This window comes from Citreicoccus inhibens, assembly GCF_019039035.1.
GTDB lineage: Bacteria > Myxococcota > Myxococcia > Myxococcales > Myxococcaceae > Citreicoccus > Citreicoccus inhibens.
This window is the reverse complement of the sequence record NZ_JAHNZT010000024.1, coordinates 104,520-124,228: the sequence shown is the minus strand read 5'-3', so window position 1 is coordinate 124,228 and position 19,709 is coordinate 104,520. Positions and strand designations below refer to the sequence as shown.

The window sequence follows — 19,709 nt, the reverse complement described above, 5'->3', positions numbered from 1 at the left end:
GTGTTGTGGTTGGTGCGGCCTTGGCGGCGGCCTTGGGCGCGGCGGCCTTCGCGGTGGCCGGCGCGGCCTTGGGGGCGGCGGCCGGAGGCGCGGACCGCGTCTGGCGGGCGGGCGCCTGCGTCTTCGCCGCGGCCCTGGCGGGCTTCTGCGCTTCACCCTTGGCCAGCGCCACCGTCAGACCTTCGGCAATCCCTCCCAGGCGCTCCGCGGTCTCTCGGACCCGGCGAAGCTGCTGGACTCCCTGAGTGAGTCTCCGCGCAAGCTCCGGGGCCAGGGGCGAACTCTCCGCATTCTTCATTGCAGCGCTCTCTCCAGGAAGATGACGTGCATCGTGCCGCGTGAGCACTATCCCAATCCGACCCAGGAATGAAGTCCCGGCGTCTGTCCGCGCACGCTGTTACACGCCGCGTGACGCTCCGAGGCCCCTCCAGGCTCAGCCCCCTTCATCCGGGGAACCCGTGTCGAGCCGCACCTCCAGGAACTCATCCCCCCCGGTGAGCGGGTGCAGATAGGTCGCGTGCTCGGCGGCGAAGACCTTCAACGAGAGGAGGTGGGGATCCAAGACGGGAAGCTCGAAGAGCCCCTCCTCCTGGGAGAGCACCTCGCGCAACACCTCCGGGTCATCCGGGGCGTGGTTGTAGAGCAGCTGGACCTGAGTGCCCACCAGGGAGCGGCCCGTCTGGGCATCCAGGACGCGCCCGCGTATCCGCCGCCCTCGCTCCAGCCGGACGGTGCCCAGGTCCACGCTCTCCCCCATGGGGACGTCCACCTTGCGCGTGGCGTACGTGTAGCCCGGCACATCGAAGACGAGGAGTTGCTTCTCATTGCGATAGACGGAGTAGGTGAAAGCGCCAGTCGGGTCGCGGTGGGGTTCCGAGCTGACCAGGAACGCGGTGATGGGCTTGCCCGCCTCGTCCACCAGGCGGCCTGTGATGCGCCCCTGGAATCGCATCACCAGGCGCGTGCTGCGCGTGCCCGTCTTCGCGAGCACCTCGCTCTCCTCCGCCGCGGTGATTTCGTCCAACGCGTCTGAATCCAATGCGTCGTCGGACTCCTCCCGCGGCACGAGCGCCCGCCTGGCGGGCCGAGGGGTCTCCATCGCATAGCCATCCAGGCTCGCGCGCAGGGCATAGCGGCCCTCGGCCATGCGCTCGAAGGAGAAGCGACCGTCCGGTCCGGTCCGCGCCTGGAGTGAGGAGAAGCCAAGCTCCCCCAAGCGCGTGTCCTCATCGCGAGCCTCGGCCTCCACGACCACCCCGGACAACGGCCGGCCCGCCGTGTCCACCACCACGCCCGACAACGAGCCTGTCAGTGGCACGCGCAATGACACCTCCACCGTCTCCGCGCCCTGGATGCGCACGGGGACGGAGGCCTCGCGCCGCATCCCGCCCTCTCCCACCGTGTAGAACACGGCGTAGCTCCCGGGGCGAACGCCGAGCAGCGTGAAGTGTCCCTCCGAATCGGTCGCCTCGGTGACCGTCGGCCCCAGCTCCTCGCCCTCGGTACTCGTGAGCGAGACCTCGACGTCCGCGATGGGCACGCCGAGCTGATCTCCCACGAAGCCCTTCACCGTGCCGCCGCGATGAACCACCACGCGCACGTCTCTCGAGGGGGCGTCCACCGACTGCGTGAGCGACAGGTATTCATCCGCGCCCGCGCGCAGCTCATAGGCCGCGGCGACCGGCGCCTTGAGTTGGAAGCGCCCCTGCGCGTCGGAAGTCGCCGGCGAGCCCACGGCGATGGTGCGCGAATGGCGAAGGGGCGCATGGAATGAAGACGGCAGGAGGTTGCCGTCCTCGTCGCGCGCCACGAGTTCCTCGATGACGGCCCGGGCCGACAAGCCCAGGGAGATTTCCGGGACCGGGCTCCCCTTCTCGTCCATGACGACCCCCTCGACGAGGACCGCGGGCTGGAGGGTGAAGTCCATGGCCTCTCCGAAGACCACGGTGCGCTCCTCGCTCAGGTCGACGTGGGCGGGTGACGACACCGCGAAGTCGTAGTCGCGCGCCGACAGGGGACCGACGCGGAAGTGGCCCGCCGCGTCCGCATCCGCTTCGCGCTCGCGAGGGAGCACGACGTGCCCCGTGTGCACGAACTCACGCACCACCACGTGGGCCCCCGCCACCGGCCGGCCATCCTCTCCACGCACCGAGCCTTCCACGTACGCCAACGTGCCCAGCCGCAGCGTGACGCGGGCCTCGCTCAAGTCCTCGGTGAGGGCGACACGGGAGAAGCCCTGTCCGTTCGCGGTGTCCGCCATGAGCCGATACTCACCGGGCGGCATGGACTCGAAGAAGAAGCGCCCCTCCGAGTCCGTCACCGCCACGCGCTCGCCTTCCTCCTCGTGGACTTCGACCCCGGCGATGAGCCGGTCTCCATCCACCACGCGACCCACGATGCGGCGCGCGCGGAACAACACGACGTCTTCGTCCTCCTCCCCCGTCACCGAGGCCTCGAAGATGTCGGAGCCGAGGAACCCTGGATGCGTGACGACGAACGAATAGTCCCCCGGTGGCAGCGGGCCCACGCGGAAGCGGCCGTCCGCGCCCGTGTGGCCCTCGAAGTAACGCGAGTGCGCCCGGTGGAACACGGTCACCTGCGCGCCGGGCAGCGGCGTGCCGCTCTCATCCACCACCCGGCCTGACACGCGGTAGCTCGTCTGGAGCACCAGGGACACCTGCTCCGAGCCCGACGCCACCTCGCGCGCCAACGCGGACCCCGCCTCACTCAAGGCCCACACGGTCACCTTGCCCTCGGGCAGCGCGTCCAACGTGAACGTGCCGTCCGCCGCCGTGGTCGCGCGCGCGAGGACCGGCGCCTGTCCGCGCTGCTGCTCCACCTGCTCGCGCAGCCACAGCGCGGCGGCCCCCTGACAATCGGACTGGGTCAGGGTCAGCTCGGGCGCGTCCTCCGAGCACGGCTGCGAGGACAGCGTCTCCCCCGCGATGGCCATCGTGGCGGACACGTCCACGCCCGCCGCGGGCTCGCCGCGCGCGTTTCGTACGAGGCCACGCACATGCAACAACCCACGGGGTGGGGCCGCGAGCGGAGGCAACGCACGCTGCCGGTTGGACGCCGCGCGCACAGGCACCGGTGCGGGCTCATGACCTCCGCGCCAGGACAGCAACCCCACGGCCACCACCAGCACGAGACTCCCCAGGCCTACCGCGACGTATGACCGAGTCCGCATGGTGTGCCCTCCCAATCACGCCAGCGTACCAGCGCTCCAGGGCTTGAGACGACATGCAGCTATTTCAACAAATGCAGCTTTGTCCCGAAGCAATTCCAGGGGCCCCGTTCCCAGGGAGACGCGGCCGTCGCGCCCCCATGGGAGGGGCGACTTGAGCCCGTCGAAGGAGCGGTTTCATGAGGCGAATCATCGGGGGATTGTTGTGTGCGGGCATGCTGTCCGCGTGTGGCGGCGCCGAGGCCGTGGACACCCGCGTGGAGGCCACCGCGAGCGAGCAGCAGGACCCGGGCATCCCGCTCGCCAGCGTGCGATTGCCCGAGGGGCAAACCGTCGCGTTCTATGAAACACCGGACCACGGCATCGTCACCGTCGCCAAGGGCCCCAGAGGCTCCCCCATGGTGGACGGCCGCGAGTTTCAGGGGATGTCCGTCGTCGAGGCGTTTCGGAAGCTGTCCGGACAGGAGGCGCCCGCCGCCCTGGTGGAGGCCGCGCGCCACATCCCAGCCCCCGTCGCATCTCCGATGGGTCAGCAGGAGCCCTCGCCGGGGGTCATGGCCCAACGCACCGAAGGCGGCAGGGTGAGCGCGGCGGGCGTCCCCGACACCTCGTGGTTCACCTCCAACTTCTGCACGGGGCTCAACGTCGAATACGACGCCATGTGGTGCCCCACGCATTCCTACTCATCGGCATGGTCGGGCTGGGGTGCGTGGCACAAGTTCTATCAGACGTGCGGCACCACCTCGGACGCCTCCGCCGTGCTGCGAATGGACCGATGGACGAACGGTGCCTGGGCACGTTTGCACACGGTCAACCTCCAGACCTGGCAGTGGGGCTGCGCGTGGCACTGGGGCCTGGCGCAGTACCGCTCAGGCATCGACTCGACGCAGGCGGTGCTGTTCTCGGAGCGCTTGCGCTACGCCATCCCCAACATCAGCGCCTACCTGGGAGACTTCCCCAACAACCGCAGCTATCCCAACTTCTACAATGACATCCAGGGCATCACCCACGATGCCAACAACTGGTACCTCACCCGCAACGACACCAACTTCCTCAAGGACGTGAACCTCAACGGCATCATCGGCCGGCAGGCGATGACCGCCATCAACGAGGACCCGTCGCCGCGCTACTCGATGCCCACGCCCTGGTACAACGCGGGCTTCCGACACTACGGCGACCTCGTCCACGTCAACGGCCTGCTCTACGTGGCCATGGATGGACCGGGCGCGGGCGTCGCGGGCATCGGCGTCTTCAATACCAACCTGCAATACATTGGCATGGCCTACATGCCCAACTGGTCAGGGGGCGTGCCGTTCCTCGCGTACAACCCGCGCAATGGTTTGTTCTACGTCGTGAGCAACTCGTTCGGGCCCACCACGATGCGCGCCTTCCAGATTGGCGTGTCCGGGAACACGGTCACCATCACGGAGAAGCAGAGCACCGTGCTCACGAGCGCCATCCCCAATGACGCCTGGATTCAGGGCGGGAAGATTTCCTCCCACGGCAACCTGTACGTCAGCGTGGGCGGGGACGGGAAGCAGTCCGGCATCTACATGATTGATGCCGCGAACGGCTATGTGCAGACGTTCTACCCCATTGGCTACGGCGCCTCGTCCGAGTTCGAGGGCCTGGACCTGTGGGACCTGGACGTGGACCAGCGCATCGGCGCCTATGGGCAAATCCACCTCCAGCAGCTCCGCGTGGACCTCCCGGGCTTCGCGGATGACTACTGGCTGGCCCACTTCCGCGTGGACGACCCGAGCAAGCTGTAGTGCTCGACCATGAGCGGGGCCTCGCGCACCAGGGCCCCGCTCCCTCCGGCCAGCGCGTCTTCGCGTCGTGCTTCACGCCGCGCGCGTGGGTCAGCTGGCGCGCACACGAGGCGAGAGGGGTCCGGGCCCCGTGAGCCAATATACTGGCCGCATGCTTCCGCGAGCTGCTGACGCGCGCCCACCCCACCCGCGCCTCCCGCTGATCGTCACCACCTCGGACCGGGTGGACACCGACCTGTCCACGCGCGCGCGCCTCGCGGCCGAGGACGCGGGCGTGCCCTTCGTCGCGCGGCACCACAAGCTCCCGCTCAAGAAGCTGCTCGCGGAGACCGCGGAGGCGCTCGTCGTCTTCGAGTCGGAGGCCGTATCGCTGGTGGATGCCGAGGGAGTGCTGCGCTTCTCGCCCGGACTGGGACACCTGCGCATCCGGCAGCTCGACGCGGGCGTGCCCGAGGACATGCTCTTGCGCATCGCCGGGCTGCGCGAGGGAGAGCGCGTCCTGGACTGCACCCTGGGCCTGGGGGCGGACGCGCAGGTGGCGGCGCGGCTGGTGGGCCCCTCGGGCGCGGTGACCGCGCTGGAGAAGAGTCCCGCGCTGTATCTCCTCGTTCGCCACGGGCTCGAGGGACTGCCGCGTCATCCCGCGGCCTGCGCCATCCGCGTGGTGCACGCCGACGCGTCGGAGCATCTGCGCACGCTTCCCACGGGCGCCTTCGACGTGGTGCTCTTCGACCCGATGTTCGAACGTCAGCGCAAGTCCTCCGCCGCCTTCGAGGCGCTGCGCCGCCACGCGGACTACAGCCCGCTCACGCGCGAGACCGTGACCGAGGCCCAGCGCGTCGCGCGCCGCGCGGTGGTGCTCAAGGGCTCGCGCTACTCGCAGGACTTCAAGAAGCTGGGCATCCAGCCCGAGCCCGCGCGCCCCAACGCCACCGTGCTCTGGGCGAAGCTCCCTGGCACCGCCGCGTCATGACCGAGCCCCAGCCCGCGGATCCGCGCCGAGACGACGCGCTGGCGGAGTTCGACCTCCCGCTCATCCAGCGGCTCGCGCTCCAGCTCCAAGTGACGGTGCTCAGCGTCCTCCTGCGCGCCAGCGACGTGCTGCTCGTGGCGCTGCGTCCCCGCCTGCTCCGGCCCTACCTGGGCATCTGGTGGGAAGGGATTCTGCGCACGCCCTACCGCGCGCGCCGCTCCTTCGAGGTCGTCCGAGCCCTGCAAGCCAGCGGGCAGCGCTTCCGCGAGCTGGTGTATGGCGAAACGCCGCTGGTGACCGCGCTGTCCGTCTTGAAGCACGCCGGGGTCGGGCCCGCGAGTCGACTGGTGGACCTGGGCGCGGGCCGGGGCCGCGTGCTCATCGCGGCGAGCTGGTTGGGCGCGCGGGCGCACGGCGTGGAGCTGCTCGCGGAGCATGTGAATCGGGTCGCCCCAAGACTTCAAGCCGCGGGCATGACGCTGGAAGAGGGCGACATGATGCGGGCGGACCTGCGCGACGCCACGCACGTCTTCACCAACTGGGTGGCGCTCGGCGATGAGACGAAGGCCCGGCTGGTCGCGCACCTGCGCGGCTGTCGACCTGGGACGCGCATCGTCACGGTGACGCGGGCCATCGAGGCCGAGGACTTCCCGTGTCGCTCGCGACGCTGGGCCCTCTTCTCATGGGGCCTGGAGGCCGTATGGGTGCACGAATATCGCCCCAAGGATTCGCCCGAGCTGGCATGACGGGCCCCGGCCCCCTTGCCTCCCCACTCACCGGCCGGTCCCCTGAGCGGGGGCCCATCGGATGCGCAGTCTTCCCGCCATGACCCGACGAAGTCCGCCGCCCACCCGGGCGTCCACCGCGCCCCAGTCGCCCAGCGCTTGCGTCCGCGTGCGAGGCGCCCGTCAACACAACCTCCGCGACGTCGATGTCGACATCCCTCGCGACGCGCTCGTGGTCTTCACCGGGGTCTCGGGCTCGGGCAAGTCCTCGCTCGCCTTCGGGACGCTCTACGCGGAGGCGCAGCGCCGCTACTTCGAGTCGGTGGCGCCCTATGCGCGACGGCTGCTCGACCAGGTCGGCGTCCCGGAGGTCGACTCCATCGAGGGGCTCCCGCCCGCCGTGGCGCTCCAACAGCAGCGCGGCACGCCCACGACGCGCTCGTCGGTGGGGAGCGTCACGACGCTGTCCAACTCCCTGCGCCTGCTGTACTCGCGCGCGGGCACGTATCCGCCCAAGCAGCCCCACCTGGAGGCGGAGGCGTTCTCACCCAACACGCCCGCGGGCGCCTGTCCGCAGTGCCACGGCTTGGGCCGCGTGTATGAAGTCACCGAGCGCTCGCTGGTGCCGGACGACTCGCTGACCATTCGTGAGCGCGCCATCGCCGCGTGGCCCCCCGCGTGGCATGGCCAGAACCTGCGCGACATCCTCGTGTCGCTTGGGTACGACGTGGACCGCCCCTGGCGCGAGCTGCCCAAGAAGGAGCGCGACTGGATCCTCTTCACCGAGGAGCAACCCGTCGTCCCGGTGTACGCGGGACTGAGTCCGCAGGAGACCCGGCGCGCGCTCCAGCGCAAGGACCCGCCCAGCTACATGGGCACCTTCACGGGGGCGCGGCGCTACGTCCTCCAGACGTTCGCGACCACGGAGAGCCCCGCCATCAAGAAGCGCGTGCAGCAGCACCTGCTGAGCCAGGAGTGCCCGCTGTGCCACGGCAAGCGTCTGCGCCTCGAGTCCCTCTCCGTGACGTTCGCGGGCGTGGACATCGGCGAGCTGTCGCGCTGGCCGCTCACCCGGGTCGCCGAGGCGCTGCGCCCCACCGCGGAGGGAACGGCGCGCGGCTGGGCGCAGTTCGTGCGCGAGCATCCCGAGAAAGCCCTGGTGGCCGAGCGCCTCGCGCGCGACGTGCTCGGGCGCATCCAGGTGTTGATGGACCTGGGACTGGGTTACTTGTCGCTGGAGCGCAGCACGCCCACGCTGTCACCGGGCGAGCTTCAGCGCTTGCGGCTGGCCACGCAGATCCGCTCCAACCTGTTCGGCGTGGTGTACGTGCTCGATGAGCCCTCGGCGGGGCTGCATCCCGCGGACACGCAGGCGCTCCTCCAGGCCCTTCAGTTGCTCAAGCGCTCGGGCAACTCGCTCTTCGTCGTGGAGCATGAGGTCGAGGTCATCCGCGCGGCGGACTGGGTGGTGGACATCGGACCCGCCGCGGGTGAGCAGGGCGGACAGGTGCTCTACAGCGGTCCCCCCTCGGGTCTGGAAGGCGTGGAGGCGTCGCAGACGCGGCGCTTCCTGCGCGAGGCGGAGCTCGCCGTGCGCCGCACGCCGAGAGCGCCGCGGGGGCGGCTCCAGTTGCGAGACATCACCCGCAACAACTTGCACCAGCTCGACGTGGACATCCCGCTCAAGGCCCTCACCACGGTGACGGGCATCTCGGGCTCGGGCAAGTCGAGCCTGGTGAGCCAGGTGTTGGTGGAGCTGGTGTCGCGGCACCTGGGCCATGCGCTGCCCAGCGAGGAGCCTGACGAGGGCGAGGAGCTGGAGCGCGCCGCGCCGCTGACGCTCGGAGGCAGGATTCACGGCGGCATGGAGGACATCCAGCGGCTGGTGGTGGTGGACCAGAAGCCCATCGGCCGCACGCCGCGCTCGAACCTCGCCACGTACACTGGCCTCTTCGACAACGTGCGCAAGCTCTTCGCGGGGACGAAGGAGGCGCGGGCGCGCAAGTATGACGCCGGGCGCTTCTCGTTCAACGTGCCCAAGGGGCGCTGCGAGACGTGCGCGGGCGAGGGCTTCGTCAGCGTCGAGCTCATCTTCCTGCCCAGCGTCTTCGCGCCCTGCCCCACGTGCCACGGCGCCCGCTACAACGCCCAGACGCTGGAGATTCAGTACCGAGGCAAGAACATCGCGGAGGTGCTGCGGATGACCGTGGACGCGGCGCACGCGTTCTTCACGGACGTGCCGCAGGTGCTGCGCTCGCTCGGCGTGTTGCGCGAGGTGGGGCTGGGCTACCTGCGACTGGGCCAGCCCGCCACGGAGCTGTCGGGAGGCGAAGCGCAGCGCATCAAGCTCGCGACCGAGCTGCAGCGCACCCAACATGGGGACACGCTGTACGTGCTGGACGAGCCCACCACGGGGCTGCATCCCGCGGACGTCGAGAAACTCCTGGCGCAGCTCGATCGCCTGGTGGACGCGGGAAACACTGTCCTGCTAGTGGAGCACGACATGAGCCTCGTGGCGCGCAGCGACTGGGTCATCGACATCGGACCTGGGGCGGGCGAGGCCGGCGGACGCGTGGTAGCCCAGGGCACTCCCGCGGAGGTGGCGCAGTCCCGCGAGAGCTGCACCGCGCCGTTCCTCGCGAGGGCGATGGGCGGGGCTCGCGGTCATGCGCGCCATCCCGTGATGCCGCAGCCCCGGCGCCCCCGCGCCGCGAGTTCCCACCGCTGACGACCTCCATGAAGACGACCTCCATGAAAAAGACTGCGGTGAAGAAGGCCGTGGCGAAGAAGCCAGACACCTCGCGACTCCAGCGGGCACTGAACCCGATGCCGCCCTTCGTCGAGAGAGCGCTCCAGGAGCGTCGGCTCGTCGAGGCCTACACGCAGCGACCGGCCTATCAGCGGAATGACTACCTGGGGTGGATCTCCCGCGCCAGGCTGGAAGCAACTCAGCAGAAGCGACTGAACCAGATGCTGGACGAGTTGGCCGCGGGCCACGGCTACATGCGCATGGCGTGGCGCCCCAAGACCTGACGCACGCCTACGCCGGATCGAGCGCCCAGGTCCCCTCCGCCCAACGTCGCAGCGTCAGGGTCGCGCCAATGGCCGCGATTCCTCCTTCGAGCACAGCGGCCTCCAAGACCGCCTTGGATTCGTCGGTGCGATAGCGGAGCAGGAAGGCGGCCGCCATGGCGCGAACATCGGTGCGGGGGTGTCTCAAGAGCACCGCGAGCGCCTCACGGCCTGCGTCGCCCTGGGCCCGCAGCGCTTGGAGCGCGGCGCCATAGAGCTTCGCGCTCTTGTTCCCTGCCTTCGCATCGCCACGCTGGATGGCATCGGTCTGGGCCGCGACGTTCCGAGCAAACTGTTCCACCAGCTCATCCAGCCTCATCACCAGAATCCCTTCTGCACATTCTCGATGGCCATCAATCCGAACTCGCGTTGGGCTGCAAAGGGTTGTGCACTCAGCCACTGGCGCACCGTCTGAGTAAATGACTCCGTGATGTCGAAACGGATGGACGAATAGAGCGCGCTGACTCGGGTATGGACTCCCTTGTCCAGCGGGATGACGTTCTCGGTGTTGTGGAGACTCGTCGCCCCGAATCGGTCGACATTACCGGGGGTCTGCTCGACCAGGTGATGCCACTCCTTGTTCGTGCCCGCCGAGCCCATGGCCTTCTTGAAGCCACTGAAGGATGCCCACCCCCTGGGATTCGAGGGCCGCACCCGTGAGGCTCCACCATTCGAGCCATCGTCGCTCATGGCCACGGCACCAGAAGCCAAAGAGAGGGTGATAACCTCGGCGCCCACGGCCGCGGACTCCACGCTCGCCACCGCCGCGAGGTGAATCCCCATCTGGGACTCGGCCCGGAGCGCGGCCTGCGCAGCGCCTGGGAGCTGCCCCACTTTCGCGCCCAGCCCCGCCGCGGTGTTCCCCAACGCGGCCGTGGCCAGCATGACGAACGCGCGCGCTGCATCACGCCCCAGGACCTTGCCGTATCGCTCGCCCGCATCGCAAAGCGCATCAAAGGTGGTGGCGCGCTCCGCTGCCTCCACCAGCTGTTTGAAGCCCACGATGAGGCTCCAGAAGGTATCCATCCCCACGTAGGCGATGAGCGATGCAGTCATCACGGCCGCCACGCCCTTTGAAAGGGGCTCGGGCACGGCGAGCAAGAGCATGTACGTGGTCCACGTCCACAGAACAGCCGACAGCATGGACTGAGGATCGGCCATATCCCTGAAGGCATCCGTCATCTCAACCATCACGACGCCCTGGGCCAGCGCCATCGCCAGAGCGTAGCGCCCATCTCCCGAAACCGTGGGGCCATCCATCAAGAGGCGAAGGCAGTCCCCAGGCGTCTTCGCACGCGCGCACCAGCGCAGATAGGCTCGTGTGAGGTCCAGCTCCGCCGAGGTCGCGGTATCCGCCAGCCATTCGCCCGGCGCCCCAGGTACGACTCGGCCGCTGCGCGCCTCGTACACGTACGCGCCCCCTCGCGCCCCCACCTCGAACAAGCGCTGAGCCGCTTTTTGCGGGTGTGCGGGGGGCGGCACATTCCGGGCGAGCGCTTCGGTGGCTTCAACAAAGCGCGCTTCGTCCACATCCACTGGCTCGGCATCCGCACCACGGGGGGTGTGGACCCTGGGCTCGCCACGGCCGGTGAACAAGCGCACGGCTCTCGTGGGGCCGCTGCATCCAACCAGCACCACGAGCAACAAGGGAATCGGCCATCGCAGCGCCATACGCAGCCCTCCGAGGTGAGGGCTCCTCACCTCGGCAGAAGTCCGCCGCGTTTGGGGCCTTCGTCGCGCACCCTACCGTCGTTGAGATGCCCGCGGCTCAATTCCTGTCGCCAGACAGTTCGACCGAGGACGACGACTCGACCTTGATGCCCAGGACTTCCTGCGCGAAGCGGGACATGCGCGCGCGCAGCTCCGCGAGCATCTCTCCCGGATGACGACCGGCGCGGTCGGCCGCGTCCTCCAGCCGATCCTTGCAGCGCAGGTCCGCGCAGAGGCTCACGCCCACCCGGCGCTTGCTGTTCACATCCGTGGTCAACAGCCCCACCTCGGACGCCCCATAGGTGTGGCACCACTCGCACATGCTCGCCATGCGCTCGCCGCCCAAGGAGTCTCGGCGGAAGATGATGCCAATCGGCCTGACGCTGCCAGACGCGGCGAAGACCAGATACACCCGCGCGCCCGAGGTCTCCGTCCACGCGAGATAGTCCCGGACGAAATAGGGGAAGGAGACGCCCTTCGGCATTTCAATGACCCGGCGGTCTCGCGGTCGGAATGCCTGGATGAGCGCTCGGTCGGTCTCGAGTCGAAACACAGCGGCTCCTTGGGGTTGTCCCTGCACCTAACAGGCAAGCCGCCCCAGGTCCATTCAAGACGCGCGCGCTCAGAAGGTCAGGGTCACCACCACCGTGTCGGAATACGCGCCCGCGGCCACGTTCTGGAGCTCGGGGATCCTGCCATAGACAGGCAAGCTCACGTCCGCCCCGAGAATGGGCAACACCGGCCCATAGCGTGACGTGCCCGAGCTGCCGTCCCCCCACACCGTCAGGTGCGTCGCGTCCATGTAGAGGTTGTAGGAAAGCTTGTTCGTCGAAGGGCCCTGCATCTGACGCGCGGCATAGCTGCCCGAGTTCCCCGAGCTCAAATCGATGTGGACCACCGACAACTGCAAGAGGTCACAGCGGTAGCCCACGCTCCCCACCGTGTCGAGCGGCACGGCCGAGGCTGGACTGTACGTGCCAAAGCTCAGCCCCACGATTCCCTGCAGCGAGCAGGCAGCCCCCGCGGCTGCGGGCACCAGCACACACAGTGCCGCGAGGAAGAGGCCACCGCCGCGCCCTCGCATATCGCGCCTATTCATTCACACACCTCACCAGCCCCACGTCCACGACCCGGCCCGACACCGCCGGGACCTCCAGCGTGGCGATACACCGCCCCTGGGAGAACACCACCGTCGCCGGGTAACGCCCCGGCGGCACCCCCGACAGCTCGAACTCCCCCTTCGCGCCCACGGGAGAACTCCAGCGCTCCCCCCCCACCTCGATGCGCAGCTCTCCATACGCAGGAGCCCGAGACTCCGACCCCGTGATGAACACCAGCCGCCCGCGCAGGGCGCGCAGCACCCGCGCGCGAAAGTCGAGCACCACGCCACCTCGGCGCCAGGGCACCACCATCGCCTCGGTCGTGGGCACCTGCATTTCCAGCGGAAGCTCCTCGTCCGAGAGTGACAAGCGATTGGGGCTGTAGGCTTGCAACCGCGTCACCACGTACTCGCCCGTGGGGTCCGTGCGCCCGATGACATGGTTGTTCAATCGCACCCCAATCCCTTCCACCCCCTCCACCCGCACCAGCGCGAAGCCCTGGTCCACCACGCGGGTGGCATGCACGCCTCCGCCAATGGCCACCACGCCCCCCGCCACCTCCGCCAACCCCACGAGGTTGCCCGCGGCCCACTCCATGCCCGCCGTGGCGCGGCCCACGTCGCCCTCGTAATCCACGCGCCCTCGCGCCTGCTCCGCGCTCCCTGTCTGCCCTTGGACCTGGAAGCCCCAACCGCCCTCCAACGGCACCCCGCGCGAGACATCCACCGAGGCCGCGTCCCCACCCACCGCGCGGCCATAGCCCACCGAGGCCGAGGTCCGCGCGTCCAGGATGGCGCTGAGGAACACCGTCCCCTCCAGCGCGGCGGCACCGGACTGCTCCTGCCCTCGGCTCGCGGTGAAGGAGAGCGTGGCCAGGTCTGTCACCCGCGCGGACGTCGTCGCCCCCAGCCACGTCGTCCAGCCCCGATCCCTCCAATGGGTCACCGCGAGCTGCCCGCCCACGTTCACGCGATTGCCGAGCGAGAGGAAGAAGCCGCCGCCCGTCTCCAGCCGTGGGTGGTCATCCACTGGCGCGAGGTTGGCGTGGGCATAGCGCGCGCTCATCGCTCGCGTGAAGAACGAGCCGCCCATCCATTGCCCTTGCAGCGAATAGGCGACGCCCGCCGCCACGCCGGTCTGTCCATCACTCCGGCTCACCGCCTCCGCCAACTCCAGCGCCCCCACGGGCAGCTGCGCGGTCTGCATGAGCCCGGTGCTCAAGAGGTCCGGAGACAACTCCAGACGAACCCCCGGCGTCAGCCACGGCGTCGCCCCCACCCGGAAGCTGCCCAGGAGCAGCGGCGGCCCGAAGTCAAAGCTGCGCGTGGCCAGGGACAGCCGCTCGGCCCCCATGGAGAGGCGGTAGTCCACCACGCCCGGCGCCAGGAGCTGCTCCCCCAGCGAGTACGAGGAGCGCACCTCTCGCGTGCGACCGAACGCGTCTCGCACCACGTAGCGCGTGGAACCCTCGCCCCGAGGCACCGTGACGTTCTCCAACCGGAAGGGCCCTGGCGGCAGGTCCGTGCGGCGCACGAGCTGGTTGTTGACGTAGACCTCCAGCGACGACGGCGTGTTGACGTCCCCCGCGAAGTCCTGCACCGGGTTGCGCACGAAGTAGGGATTCAGTTCGAACGAGCGCAGCACGTGCAGCCCCGCCACCACGGCGCCGCCGCCCAGCACGCCGCCGTAGCCCGTGGACTCGCCCGCGATGGCGCGCACCATGACCTCGGGGAAGTCCACCGTGAGCTGCGTCAGGCCGCGCAACGGCTCGCTGCCCGGATGCCATTGGGCCTGAGTGGTGAACAAGCCCCGGCCCACCGAGGCGCCCACTTCACCAAACAACGTCAGCCACGTGTTGCGCGTGCGCGCGGCATAGTTCAGGAAGGCGCTCGGGTCGCCTCGCACGCCGTAGCCCCGAGGGGGCTCCAGGCTCAGGTCAATCTGCGTGGGACGGAAGGCCGAGGCGGGCAGCCGGACCTGGAGCGTGGCCGCGCGCGCGTCGAACTGGAACGTCGTGTCCGGAGCCAGGGAGCGCAGCGAGACATAGCGCTGCCCCGCGATGTCCTCCGTGCGTCCGCCCAGCTTCCCGGGCTCCACGTCGAACTCCTGAAGCGTGGAGAGCGGGAGCCACACGTCCTCATCGCGCAGCAGCGGGAACACCTCACCGCGCGGAATGTCGTTCAGCGTCAGCTCAGCGACGATGTGCTCTTGTGGCGCCACCCGCGCTTCGGGCGTCGGGAGCGCTCGCGCCTCCAGTCCTTGCACCAGGAGCGAGGCCGCACACGCCCATCCCAGGTGCCCCCACGAGCGCCTTGCCGACATGACCCGAAACATGGCGATGGACTCACGGCGCGCAGGGCGCCGCCCCACTGCTGGGAATGGGGAGGGTCTGGCGAAGCACGCCTTGGTCCGTCTCCACCTCCAGATCCACCGCGCGCAGCTTGCGACAGTGCTCCGAGGGAACCTCCAGGTCGAAGACCTGCGAGCCGCCCGACAGCACGTACCAGCCCGGCTGCCCCAGCTCCGCCACGGCCTTGCCCTCGGCGTCCAGGCCGTGACCGCGCGCCTGACGCACGAAGAAGTTCACCGTGCCCGCGTTGCGCACGCGCAGGCGCACGTGCGACGCGCGCACCTCCGCGTCCTCGATGCGCCCCTCGAAGACCCGGCGCTTGGGCGCGACGAACACCGGCAGCGAGACGCGGGTGAGGACCTTCAGGCCCGCCGTGGGCACGGCGGGCTCCAGCGGCGGCAGCTCCTCCACGATGAGCCGGAAGGCGCGCTCCGCCTCCGCGGGAGCCGAGGAGAGACCCACCCGAATGGGCCGGGACTCCCCTGGCTCCAGCGTCAGCATCGACGGGAAGAAGAACAGCTCCTGCGTGGGTTCGAGCGTCATGTGTCCGCGCTCGTCCTGGGCCCAGGTGTGGACCGAGGCCTGGAAGCGCGTGGGCTCCGTGCCTTGGTTCTTCACCATCACCACCGTCCCGCGGGCGCCGGACGCCAGTTCGAGCCGGACCGGATTCACCTCCACCGAGGAGGCACTCACGCCTCGCGGAAGGATGCAGGCCAAGGCGGCCCATCCCACGAGGGCTCGGGTCCGGGAGAGCAAGCGGATGCACATGACGCGTCGCTCCCGCTCAGAAGGTGATGGTGGCGACGACGACGTCGCTGTAGTTGCCCGAGGGCACGTTCTGGCCCTTGGAGACAGTGCCGTAGACGGGCACGGGGACCGACAGGCCGGTGCCCACGTAAGCCAGGCCCGTGCCCGCGGTGTTGCCCCACACCACGAGGCGCGCGGCGTCCTGATACAGCGCATAGGACAGGTAGTTCGCCGAGGCCGTGTTCTTCATCCGCCGCAGGGGCGCGGCATCCGTGGAGCCCGTGTTGGCGTTGGAGCCCTGCCCCAGCGTGACGACGGCCGTCCCCAGCAGCGTGCATTGCACGTTCATGGTGCCGGAGCCGAGCAGGTCCACGCCTGTGCTCGCATTGAGGACGACCGGGTCATAGCTGCCGAAGTTCAAGGTGCCCGAGCTGATGGTGCAGACCGACCCCACCGTGGCCGTCACCGTCAGGTTCGCGGTAGCCGTGGCGGCGTGCGCGTCAGAGAACGAGGCGAATGCAGAGGCGACGCCAATGACAGCGGCGACACGCGAAATGGCTTTCATGGCAATGCTCCAGCAATGAGCCGGCGGATTCCGGCGAGACCTTCAGCATTGCAAGCTGAGCGCCGAGCCCCACCGCGCCCAGCATGTCCAGCCCATTCCGCGCGCCAGCGCACGCTGGCACCGCGCGCTACCGGTCACTTCGCCCCGCACGACGCCAGGACGTTGCCTGGTGGAAAGGTCCCCTGCCCCGGGGGCATCCCGCGCGCGCACGGGGCCCGCGCCGCGCCGAGCGATGGGGTCCGGCAGGGGGTGACCTGGACTTCCCAGACAGGGAAGCGCGAGGCGCACGGTGGCGCCCTGCGCGCGCCTCGCGCTCAATCACAGTCGTAGTTCGGAGGCGCCTCTCCCGGCGCGAGCCGCAAGGGCGCGGGCCCACCCGCCGCCGCGAGCGCGTCACCACAGTCCAGCGCCGCGTCGCGCGAGAAGTGGCGGTAGAGCACGCACGAGGCGCGCTCGATGAAGAAGGCCTGCTTGGGCCAGTCCGGGCCGTGCGCGGCCAGCAGCGCCACCGCGTAGCGACGACCCTCGGGCAGCGTCACCAGCCCCACCTCGTTGAGGACGTTGTAGCGCGCATCATCCGAGCAACACCCCGGAGGCAGCCATCCTCCCTTGTGCTGCAACGATGCGCGCGCGGCGGCGGGCAAGCGCGTGCCCAACCACCCCCCGCAGCCCTCGCGCGGCGTGAGCGACATCCAGGCGCGCAGCCGCGCCGTTCGCTCGGCGTCCAGCAGCTCGCCCCGGTCCAGGCGCCGCAGGAAGGACACCGCGTCCGCCGCGCAGAAGTAGTTGTCATTGCCCAACGCGCGCGGAGAGTTCGTCGCCCAGCGCGGCTTGCCATAGTTCCACTTGGTGAGCGCCGTGTTCCCGAGCCCCAGCTCCCGCAGGTAGACGTTGATGGCGTCCGGGCCGCCCACCAGGTCGATGATCTCCCCCGAGGCCTCATTGTCGGAGGTGCGGAAGACCTTCTCCGCGCGGGGCGCCACCTGCGGCAGCGCCACGTCCCGCAGCGCCGCCGCCACCCAGAACACCTTGGCCGAGCTGGCGGACACATGCGGCACCGCGTCCGCCGCGCCCGCGTACTCGCCCGTGCCCACCTCCTGCACCGCGATCGCCACGTCCGAGCCCGGAGCCAGCCGCGCGGCCTCTTGCACGAGCCCATCCACCACGCCTTGCAGGGAGGGCCGAGGCGCCTCCGAGGGCACCGGCGCGGTCGCACAGCTCAGGACCAGCCCCGCCGTGCACATCCACGCCGCGCGCATCATCCGCCTCCGTGGATGAAGTGGTGCACCTGCTCCAGCACCAACGCCGTCACCAGCCCGCCGTAGGTCCCCAGCACGTAGCCCAGCACCGCCAACAGCACGCCCACCGGCGCGAGCGCGGGATGGAACGCCGCCGCCACCACGGACGCGGACGCGGTCCCTCCCACGTTCGCCTGCGAACCCACCGCCGCGAAGAACACGGGCGCGCGCAGGTAGCGCCGCACGCCCATGGTGACTCCGGCGTGAATGACCATCCAGAGCGCGCCCACCGCCACCAGCGCGGGGGCATCCAGCAACTTGCGGAACTCCGCCTGGGCCCCGATGGTGGCCACCAACAGGTAGAGGAACAGCGAGCCCATGCGGCTGGCGCCCGCGCCCTCCAGCTTCCGCGCCGGCGTGAAGGACAGCACCACGCCCGCGGTCGTCACGAGCAGCACCACCCACGTGAAGCCTGTCACCACCGTGCCGATGTCCGGCAGCCGCGCCGCCAGCTCGGTGGCCGCCACGGTGACCCCGAAGGCGATGGTCACCATCCACATCAAGTCCGGCAGGCTCGCGGGCCGCGCGGTGCCCGCCTGGAGCCGAGCGGCCTCCTCGCGCACCGCCTCCAGCGCGCGCCGGTCCGCGCCGATGCGCGCGTCCATGGCCAGCTCCCGGCCCGCGAAGGACAGCAGCACCGCCGTCCACACGTTGGAGACGCCCACGTCCACCACCACCATCATGCTGAGGATGCTGTCGAGCGCGCCCACGCTCTGGCCAATGGCCACGAAGTTCGCGCTGCCGCCAATCCACGAACCGCTGAGCGCCGCGAGCCCCTTCCACGCCTGGTCCCCCAGCTCCGCTGGCACCAGCCGCCCGAGCACGAGGTACGCCAGCGGGCCCCCCACCATGATGCCCAGCGTGCCCGCCAGGAAGAGCACCACCGCGTCTCGCCCGAGCCGCGCGATGCCGGGCAGGTCCACCGACAGCACCAGCAACACCAGACTGCCGGGCAGCAGGTACATCCGGACGAAGCGATACAGCTCGGACTGCGTGGGGATGACGCCCAGGTTCGACAGCAGCGTGGGCACGAAGTACGCGAACACGAGCAGCGGCACGACCTGGAACAGCCGGCCTCCCGCTCGCGTCCGCTCCACCGCGTAGAGCGCCGACAGCACGGTGAGCAGCACGGCCAGCACCGCCATCGGCTCCTGGATGAGCGCGGCCTTCATGAAGCGGCCCGGGGCTCGACTCCGAGTCCGGCGCCGCTCCCGAGCTGGATGCGCCCGGCCACCACGGGGTGCCCCACGAACGGGTCCTCCGCCAGCAGCAGGTTGCCGTCCAGGTCCACCCAATCCACCAGCGGCGCGAGCTGCGCGCCCGCCGCGATGCCCACGCCCGTCTCCACCATGCAGCCCAGCATCACCCTCAGGCCACACGCGCGCGCGGTCTCGATGATGCGCAGCGCCTCGCGGATGCCGCCGCACTTCTGCAGCTTCACATTGATGCCGTGATAGCCCTCCACCAGCCGAGGCACGTCGCCCGCCATGGACAAGGCCTCGTCCGCCACCAGGGGCAGCGGCGAGCGCGCGCGCAGCCACTTCGCGCCGTCCCCGTCCGCCGCGGGCAAGGGCTGCTCCACCAACTCCACGCCCTGCGAGGCGAGCCACTCGATGTGCGCCAGCGCCTCGGCGGGGCGCCAGGCCTCGTTGGCATCCACGCGGATGGGCTGCCGCGTGTGAGCCCGCACGGCGCCGAACGTCTCGCGCACGCGCTCCGCGCCCAGCTTCACCTTGAGGACCGCGAAGTCCGCGGCCTCGCGGACCTTGAGCGCGAGCGTCTCGGGCACATCGATGCCAATGGACATCGACGTGGCCGGCATCCGCGTCGGGGTGACGCCCAACATCCGGTACAGCGGCGCGCCCAGCAGCTTCCCCGCCAGGTCATGCAGCGCGAGGTCCACCGCCGCCTTCGCCGCGTGATTGCCGGGCAGCGCCGCCTCCAGCGCCTCGGAGACGTCGCGAAAGCAGCGCGGGTCTCGCCCCTCCACCACGGGAGCCAGCACCTGGAGCGCGGCGGTCACCGTCTCCGCGGACTCGCCATAGCGCACGTTGGGCGCGGCCTCGCCGTGGCCCACGTGGCCCCCGGCGCGGAGCTCCACGAGCACGTTGCGCTTCGACGTGCTCGTCCCCCGCGCGATGGTCCAGGCGTGACGCAGCGGCAGCTCGACGGTGCGAAAACTCAGGGATGCGGACATCGGTGCGGTCTCC

At 69.9% G+C, this 19,709-nt stretch carries 17 protein-coding genes; 5 read left to right on the top strand and 12 right to left on the bottom strand.

Annotated features, from left to right (window positions below; translation table 11 throughout):
* Together KRR26_RS24670 and KRR26_RS24665 are read right to left on the bottom strand one after the other, a co-directional pair.
* Nucleotides 1–298, bottom strand: a 298-nt coding sequence (locus KRR26_RS24670) for a hypothetical protein (protein WP_217081015.1), incomplete at its 3' end; no start/stop codon positions are given.
* A gap of 135 nt (nucleotides 299–433) precedes the next feature.
* Nucleotides 434–3,190, bottom strand: coding sequence for a carboxypeptidase-like regulatory domain-containing protein (locus KRR26_RS24665; RefSeq protein ID WP_217081014.1), 2,757 nt, complete (start codon nucleotides 3,188–3,190; stop codon nucleotides 434–436).
* A gap of 176 nt (nucleotides 3,191–3,366) precedes the next feature.
* Here KRR26_RS24665 and KRR26_RS24660 point away from each other — a divergent pair, with 176 nt between their 5' ends.
* The 5 genes from KRR26_RS24660 to KRR26_RS24640 all read left to right on the top strand — a co-directional run bounded on the left by KRR26_RS24660 (nucleotide 3,367) and on the right by KRR26_RS24640 (nucleotide 9,690).
* Nucleotides 3,367–4,959: a hypothetical protein gene (locus tag KRR26_RS24660; protein WP_147422928.1), complete on the top strand. Its 1,593-nt coding sequence runs from the start codon at nucleotides 3,367–3,369 to the stop codon at nucleotides 4,957–4,959.
* A 130-nt stretch (nucleotides 4,960–5,089) separates the two neighbouring features.
* Complete coding sequence (locus tag KRR26_RS24655) at nucleotides 5,090–5,932, top strand: class I SAM-dependent methyltransferase (RefSeq protein WP_328707210.1); 843 nt, start codon at nucleotides 5,090–5,092, stop codon at nucleotides 5,930–5,932.
* Entirely contained in the window at nucleotides 5,929–6,678 is a 750-nt protein-coding gene (locus KRR26_RS24650) for a class I SAM-dependent methyltransferase (RefSeq protein WP_120204797.1), read from the top strand. Before KRR26_RS24655 ends, KRR26_RS24650 begins: the two co-directional genes overlap by 4 nt.
* Before the next feature lie 79 nt (nucleotides 6,679–6,757).
* Nucleotides 6,758–9,385 (top strand): excinuclease ABC subunit UvrA, encoded by a 2,628-nt coding sequence (uvrA, locus tag KRR26_RS24645; protein ID WP_217081013.1) that lies wholly within the window; start codon nucleotides 6,758–6,760, stop codon nucleotides 9,383–9,385.
* Between the two features lie 23 nt (nucleotides 9,386–9,408).
* Nucleotides 9,409–9,690, top strand: a complete 282-nt coding sequence (locus KRR26_RS24640) for a YdeI/OmpD-associated family protein (RefSeq protein ID WP_217081012.1) — start codon at nucleotides 9,409–9,411, stop codon at nucleotides 9,688–9,690.
* Between the two features lie 7 nt (nucleotides 9,691–9,697).
* Here KRR26_RS24640 and KRR26_RS24635 read toward each other — a convergent pair whose 3' ends face one another.
* The 10 genes from KRR26_RS24635 to KRR26_RS24590 form a co-directional block, all read right to left on the bottom strand.
* Nucleotides 9,698–10,048, bottom strand: coding sequence for a DUF2019 domain-containing protein (locus KRR26_RS24635; RefSeq protein ID WP_120204793.1), 351 nt, complete (start codon nucleotides 10,046–10,048; stop codon nucleotides 9,698–9,700).
* Nucleotides 10,048–11,400 (bottom strand): SitA5 family polymorphic toxin, encoded by a 1,353-nt coding sequence (sitA5, locus tag KRR26_RS24630; RefSeq protein ID WP_217081011.1) that lies wholly within the window; start codon nucleotides 11,398–11,400, stop codon nucleotides 10,048–10,050. Before sitA5 ends, KRR26_RS24635 begins: the two co-directional genes overlap by 1 nt.
* Before the next feature lie 97 nt (nucleotides 11,401–11,497).
* Nucleotides 11,498–11,992: an FBP domain-containing protein gene (locus KRR26_RS24625; protein ID WP_120204789.1), complete on the bottom strand. Its 495-nt coding sequence runs from the start codon at nucleotides 11,990–11,992 to the stop codon at nucleotides 11,498–11,500.
* A gap of 69 nt (nucleotides 11,993–12,061) precedes the next feature.
* Nucleotides 12,062–12,538: a Csu type fimbrial protein gene (locus KRR26_RS24620; RefSeq protein ID WP_233576796.1), complete on the bottom strand. Its 477-nt coding sequence runs from the start codon at nucleotides 12,536–12,538 to the stop codon at nucleotides 12,062–12,064.
* Nucleotides 12,531–14,861: a fimbria/pilus outer membrane usher protein gene (locus KRR26_RS24615; protein ID WP_233576795.1), complete on the bottom strand. Its 2,331-nt coding sequence runs from the start codon at nucleotides 14,859–14,861 to the stop codon at nucleotides 12,531–12,533. Before KRR26_RS24615 ends, KRR26_RS24620 begins: the two co-directional genes overlap by 8 nt.
* 22 nt (nucleotides 14,862–14,883) lie before the next feature.
* Entirely contained in the window at nucleotides 14,884–15,606 is a 723-nt protein-coding gene (locus KRR26_RS24610; protein ID WP_233576794.1) for a fimbrial biogenesis chaperone, read from the bottom strand.
* Nucleotides 15,607–15,673: 67 nt separating this feature from the next.
* Nucleotides 15,674–16,201 carry a fruiting body development fimbrial-like coat protein PRU gene (pru, locus tag KRR26_RS24605; RefSeq protein WP_120204783.1) on the bottom strand — a complete coding sequence of 176 codons (528 nt, stop codon included), beginning with the start codon at nucleotides 16,199–16,201 and terminating at the stop codon, nucleotides 15,674–15,676.
* Between the two features lie 314 nt (nucleotides 16,202–16,515).
* Entirely contained in the window at nucleotides 16,516–17,463 is a 948-nt protein-coding gene (locus KRR26_RS24600; RefSeq protein WP_233576793.1) for a serine hydrolase, read from the bottom strand.
* The gene (locus tag KRR26_RS24595) at nucleotides 17,460–18,671 is read right to left on the bottom strand and encodes a DUF819 family protein (protein WP_233576792.1); all 1,212 of its coding nucleotides are present in this window, start codon (nucleotides 18,669–18,671) and stop codon (nucleotides 17,460–17,462) included. Before KRR26_RS24595 ends, KRR26_RS24600 begins: the two co-directional genes overlap by 4 nt.
* Nucleotides 18,668–19,696 carry a dipeptide epimerase gene (locus tag KRR26_RS24590; RefSeq protein ID WP_217081010.1) on the bottom strand — a complete coding sequence of 343 codons (1,029 nt, stop codon included), beginning with the start codon at nucleotides 19,694–19,696 and terminating at the stop codon, nucleotides 18,668–18,670. The genes KRR26_RS24595 and KRR26_RS24590 overlap by 4 nt, the downstream gene beginning before the upstream one ends.
* Nucleotides 19,697–19,709 lie beyond the last annotated feature (13 nt).

Excerpts from the sequence above, each read along its gene's own strand:
- KRR26_RS24665 (WP_217081014.1), bottom strand. The coding sequence starts at position 3,190 with ATGCGGACTCGGTCATACGTCGCGGTAGGCCTGGGGAGTCTCGTGCTG.
- KRR26_RS24660 (WP_147422928.1), top strand. The coding sequence starts at position 3,367 with ATGAGGCGAATCATCGGGGGATTGTTGTGTGCGGGCATGCTGTCCGCG.
- KRR26_RS24650 (WP_120204797.1), top strand. The coding sequence starts at position 5,929 with ATGACCGAGCCCCAGCCCGCGGATCCGCGCCGAGACGACGCGCTGGCG.
- uvrA (WP_217081013.1), top strand. The coding sequence starts at position 6,758 with ATGACCCGACGAAGTCCGCCGCCCACCCGGGCGTCCACCGCGCCCCAG.
- KRR26_RS24640 (WP_217081012.1), top strand. The coding sequence starts at position 9,409 with ATGAAAAAGACTGCGGTGAAGAAGGCCGTGGCGAAGAAGCCAGACACC.
- KRR26_RS24635 (WP_120204793.1), bottom strand. The coding sequence starts at position 10,048 with ATGAGGCTGGATGAGCTGGTGGAACAGTTTGCTCGGAACGTCGCGGCC.
- sitA5 (WP_217081011.1), bottom strand. The coding sequence starts at position 11,400 with ATGGCGCTGCGATGGCCGATTCCCTTGTTGCTCGTGGTGCTGGTTGGA.
- KRR26_RS24620 (WP_233576796.1), bottom strand. The coding sequence starts at position 12,538 with ATGAATAGGCGCGATATGCGAGGGCGCGGCGGTGGCCTCTTCCTCGCG.
- KRR26_RS24615 (WP_233576795.1), bottom strand. The coding sequence starts at position 14,861 with ATGTCGGCAAGGCGCTCGTGGGGGCACCTGGGATGGGCGTGTGCGGCC.
- pru (WP_120204783.1), bottom strand. The coding sequence starts at position 16,201 with ATGAAAGCCATTTCGCGTGTCGCCGCTGTCATTGGCGTCGCCTCTGCA.
- KRR26_RS24600 (WP_233576793.1), bottom strand. The coding sequence starts at position 17,463 with ATGATGCGCGCGGCGTGGATGTGCACGGCGGGGCTGGTCCTGAGCTGT.
- KRR26_RS24595 (WP_233576792.1), bottom strand. The coding sequence starts at position 18,671 with ATGAAGGCCGCGCTCATCCAGGAGCCGATGGCGGTGCTGGCCGTGCTG.
- KRR26_RS24590 (WP_217081010.1), bottom strand. The coding sequence starts at position 19,696 with ATGTCCGCATCCCTGAGTTTTCGCACCGTCGAGCTGCCGCTGCGTCAC.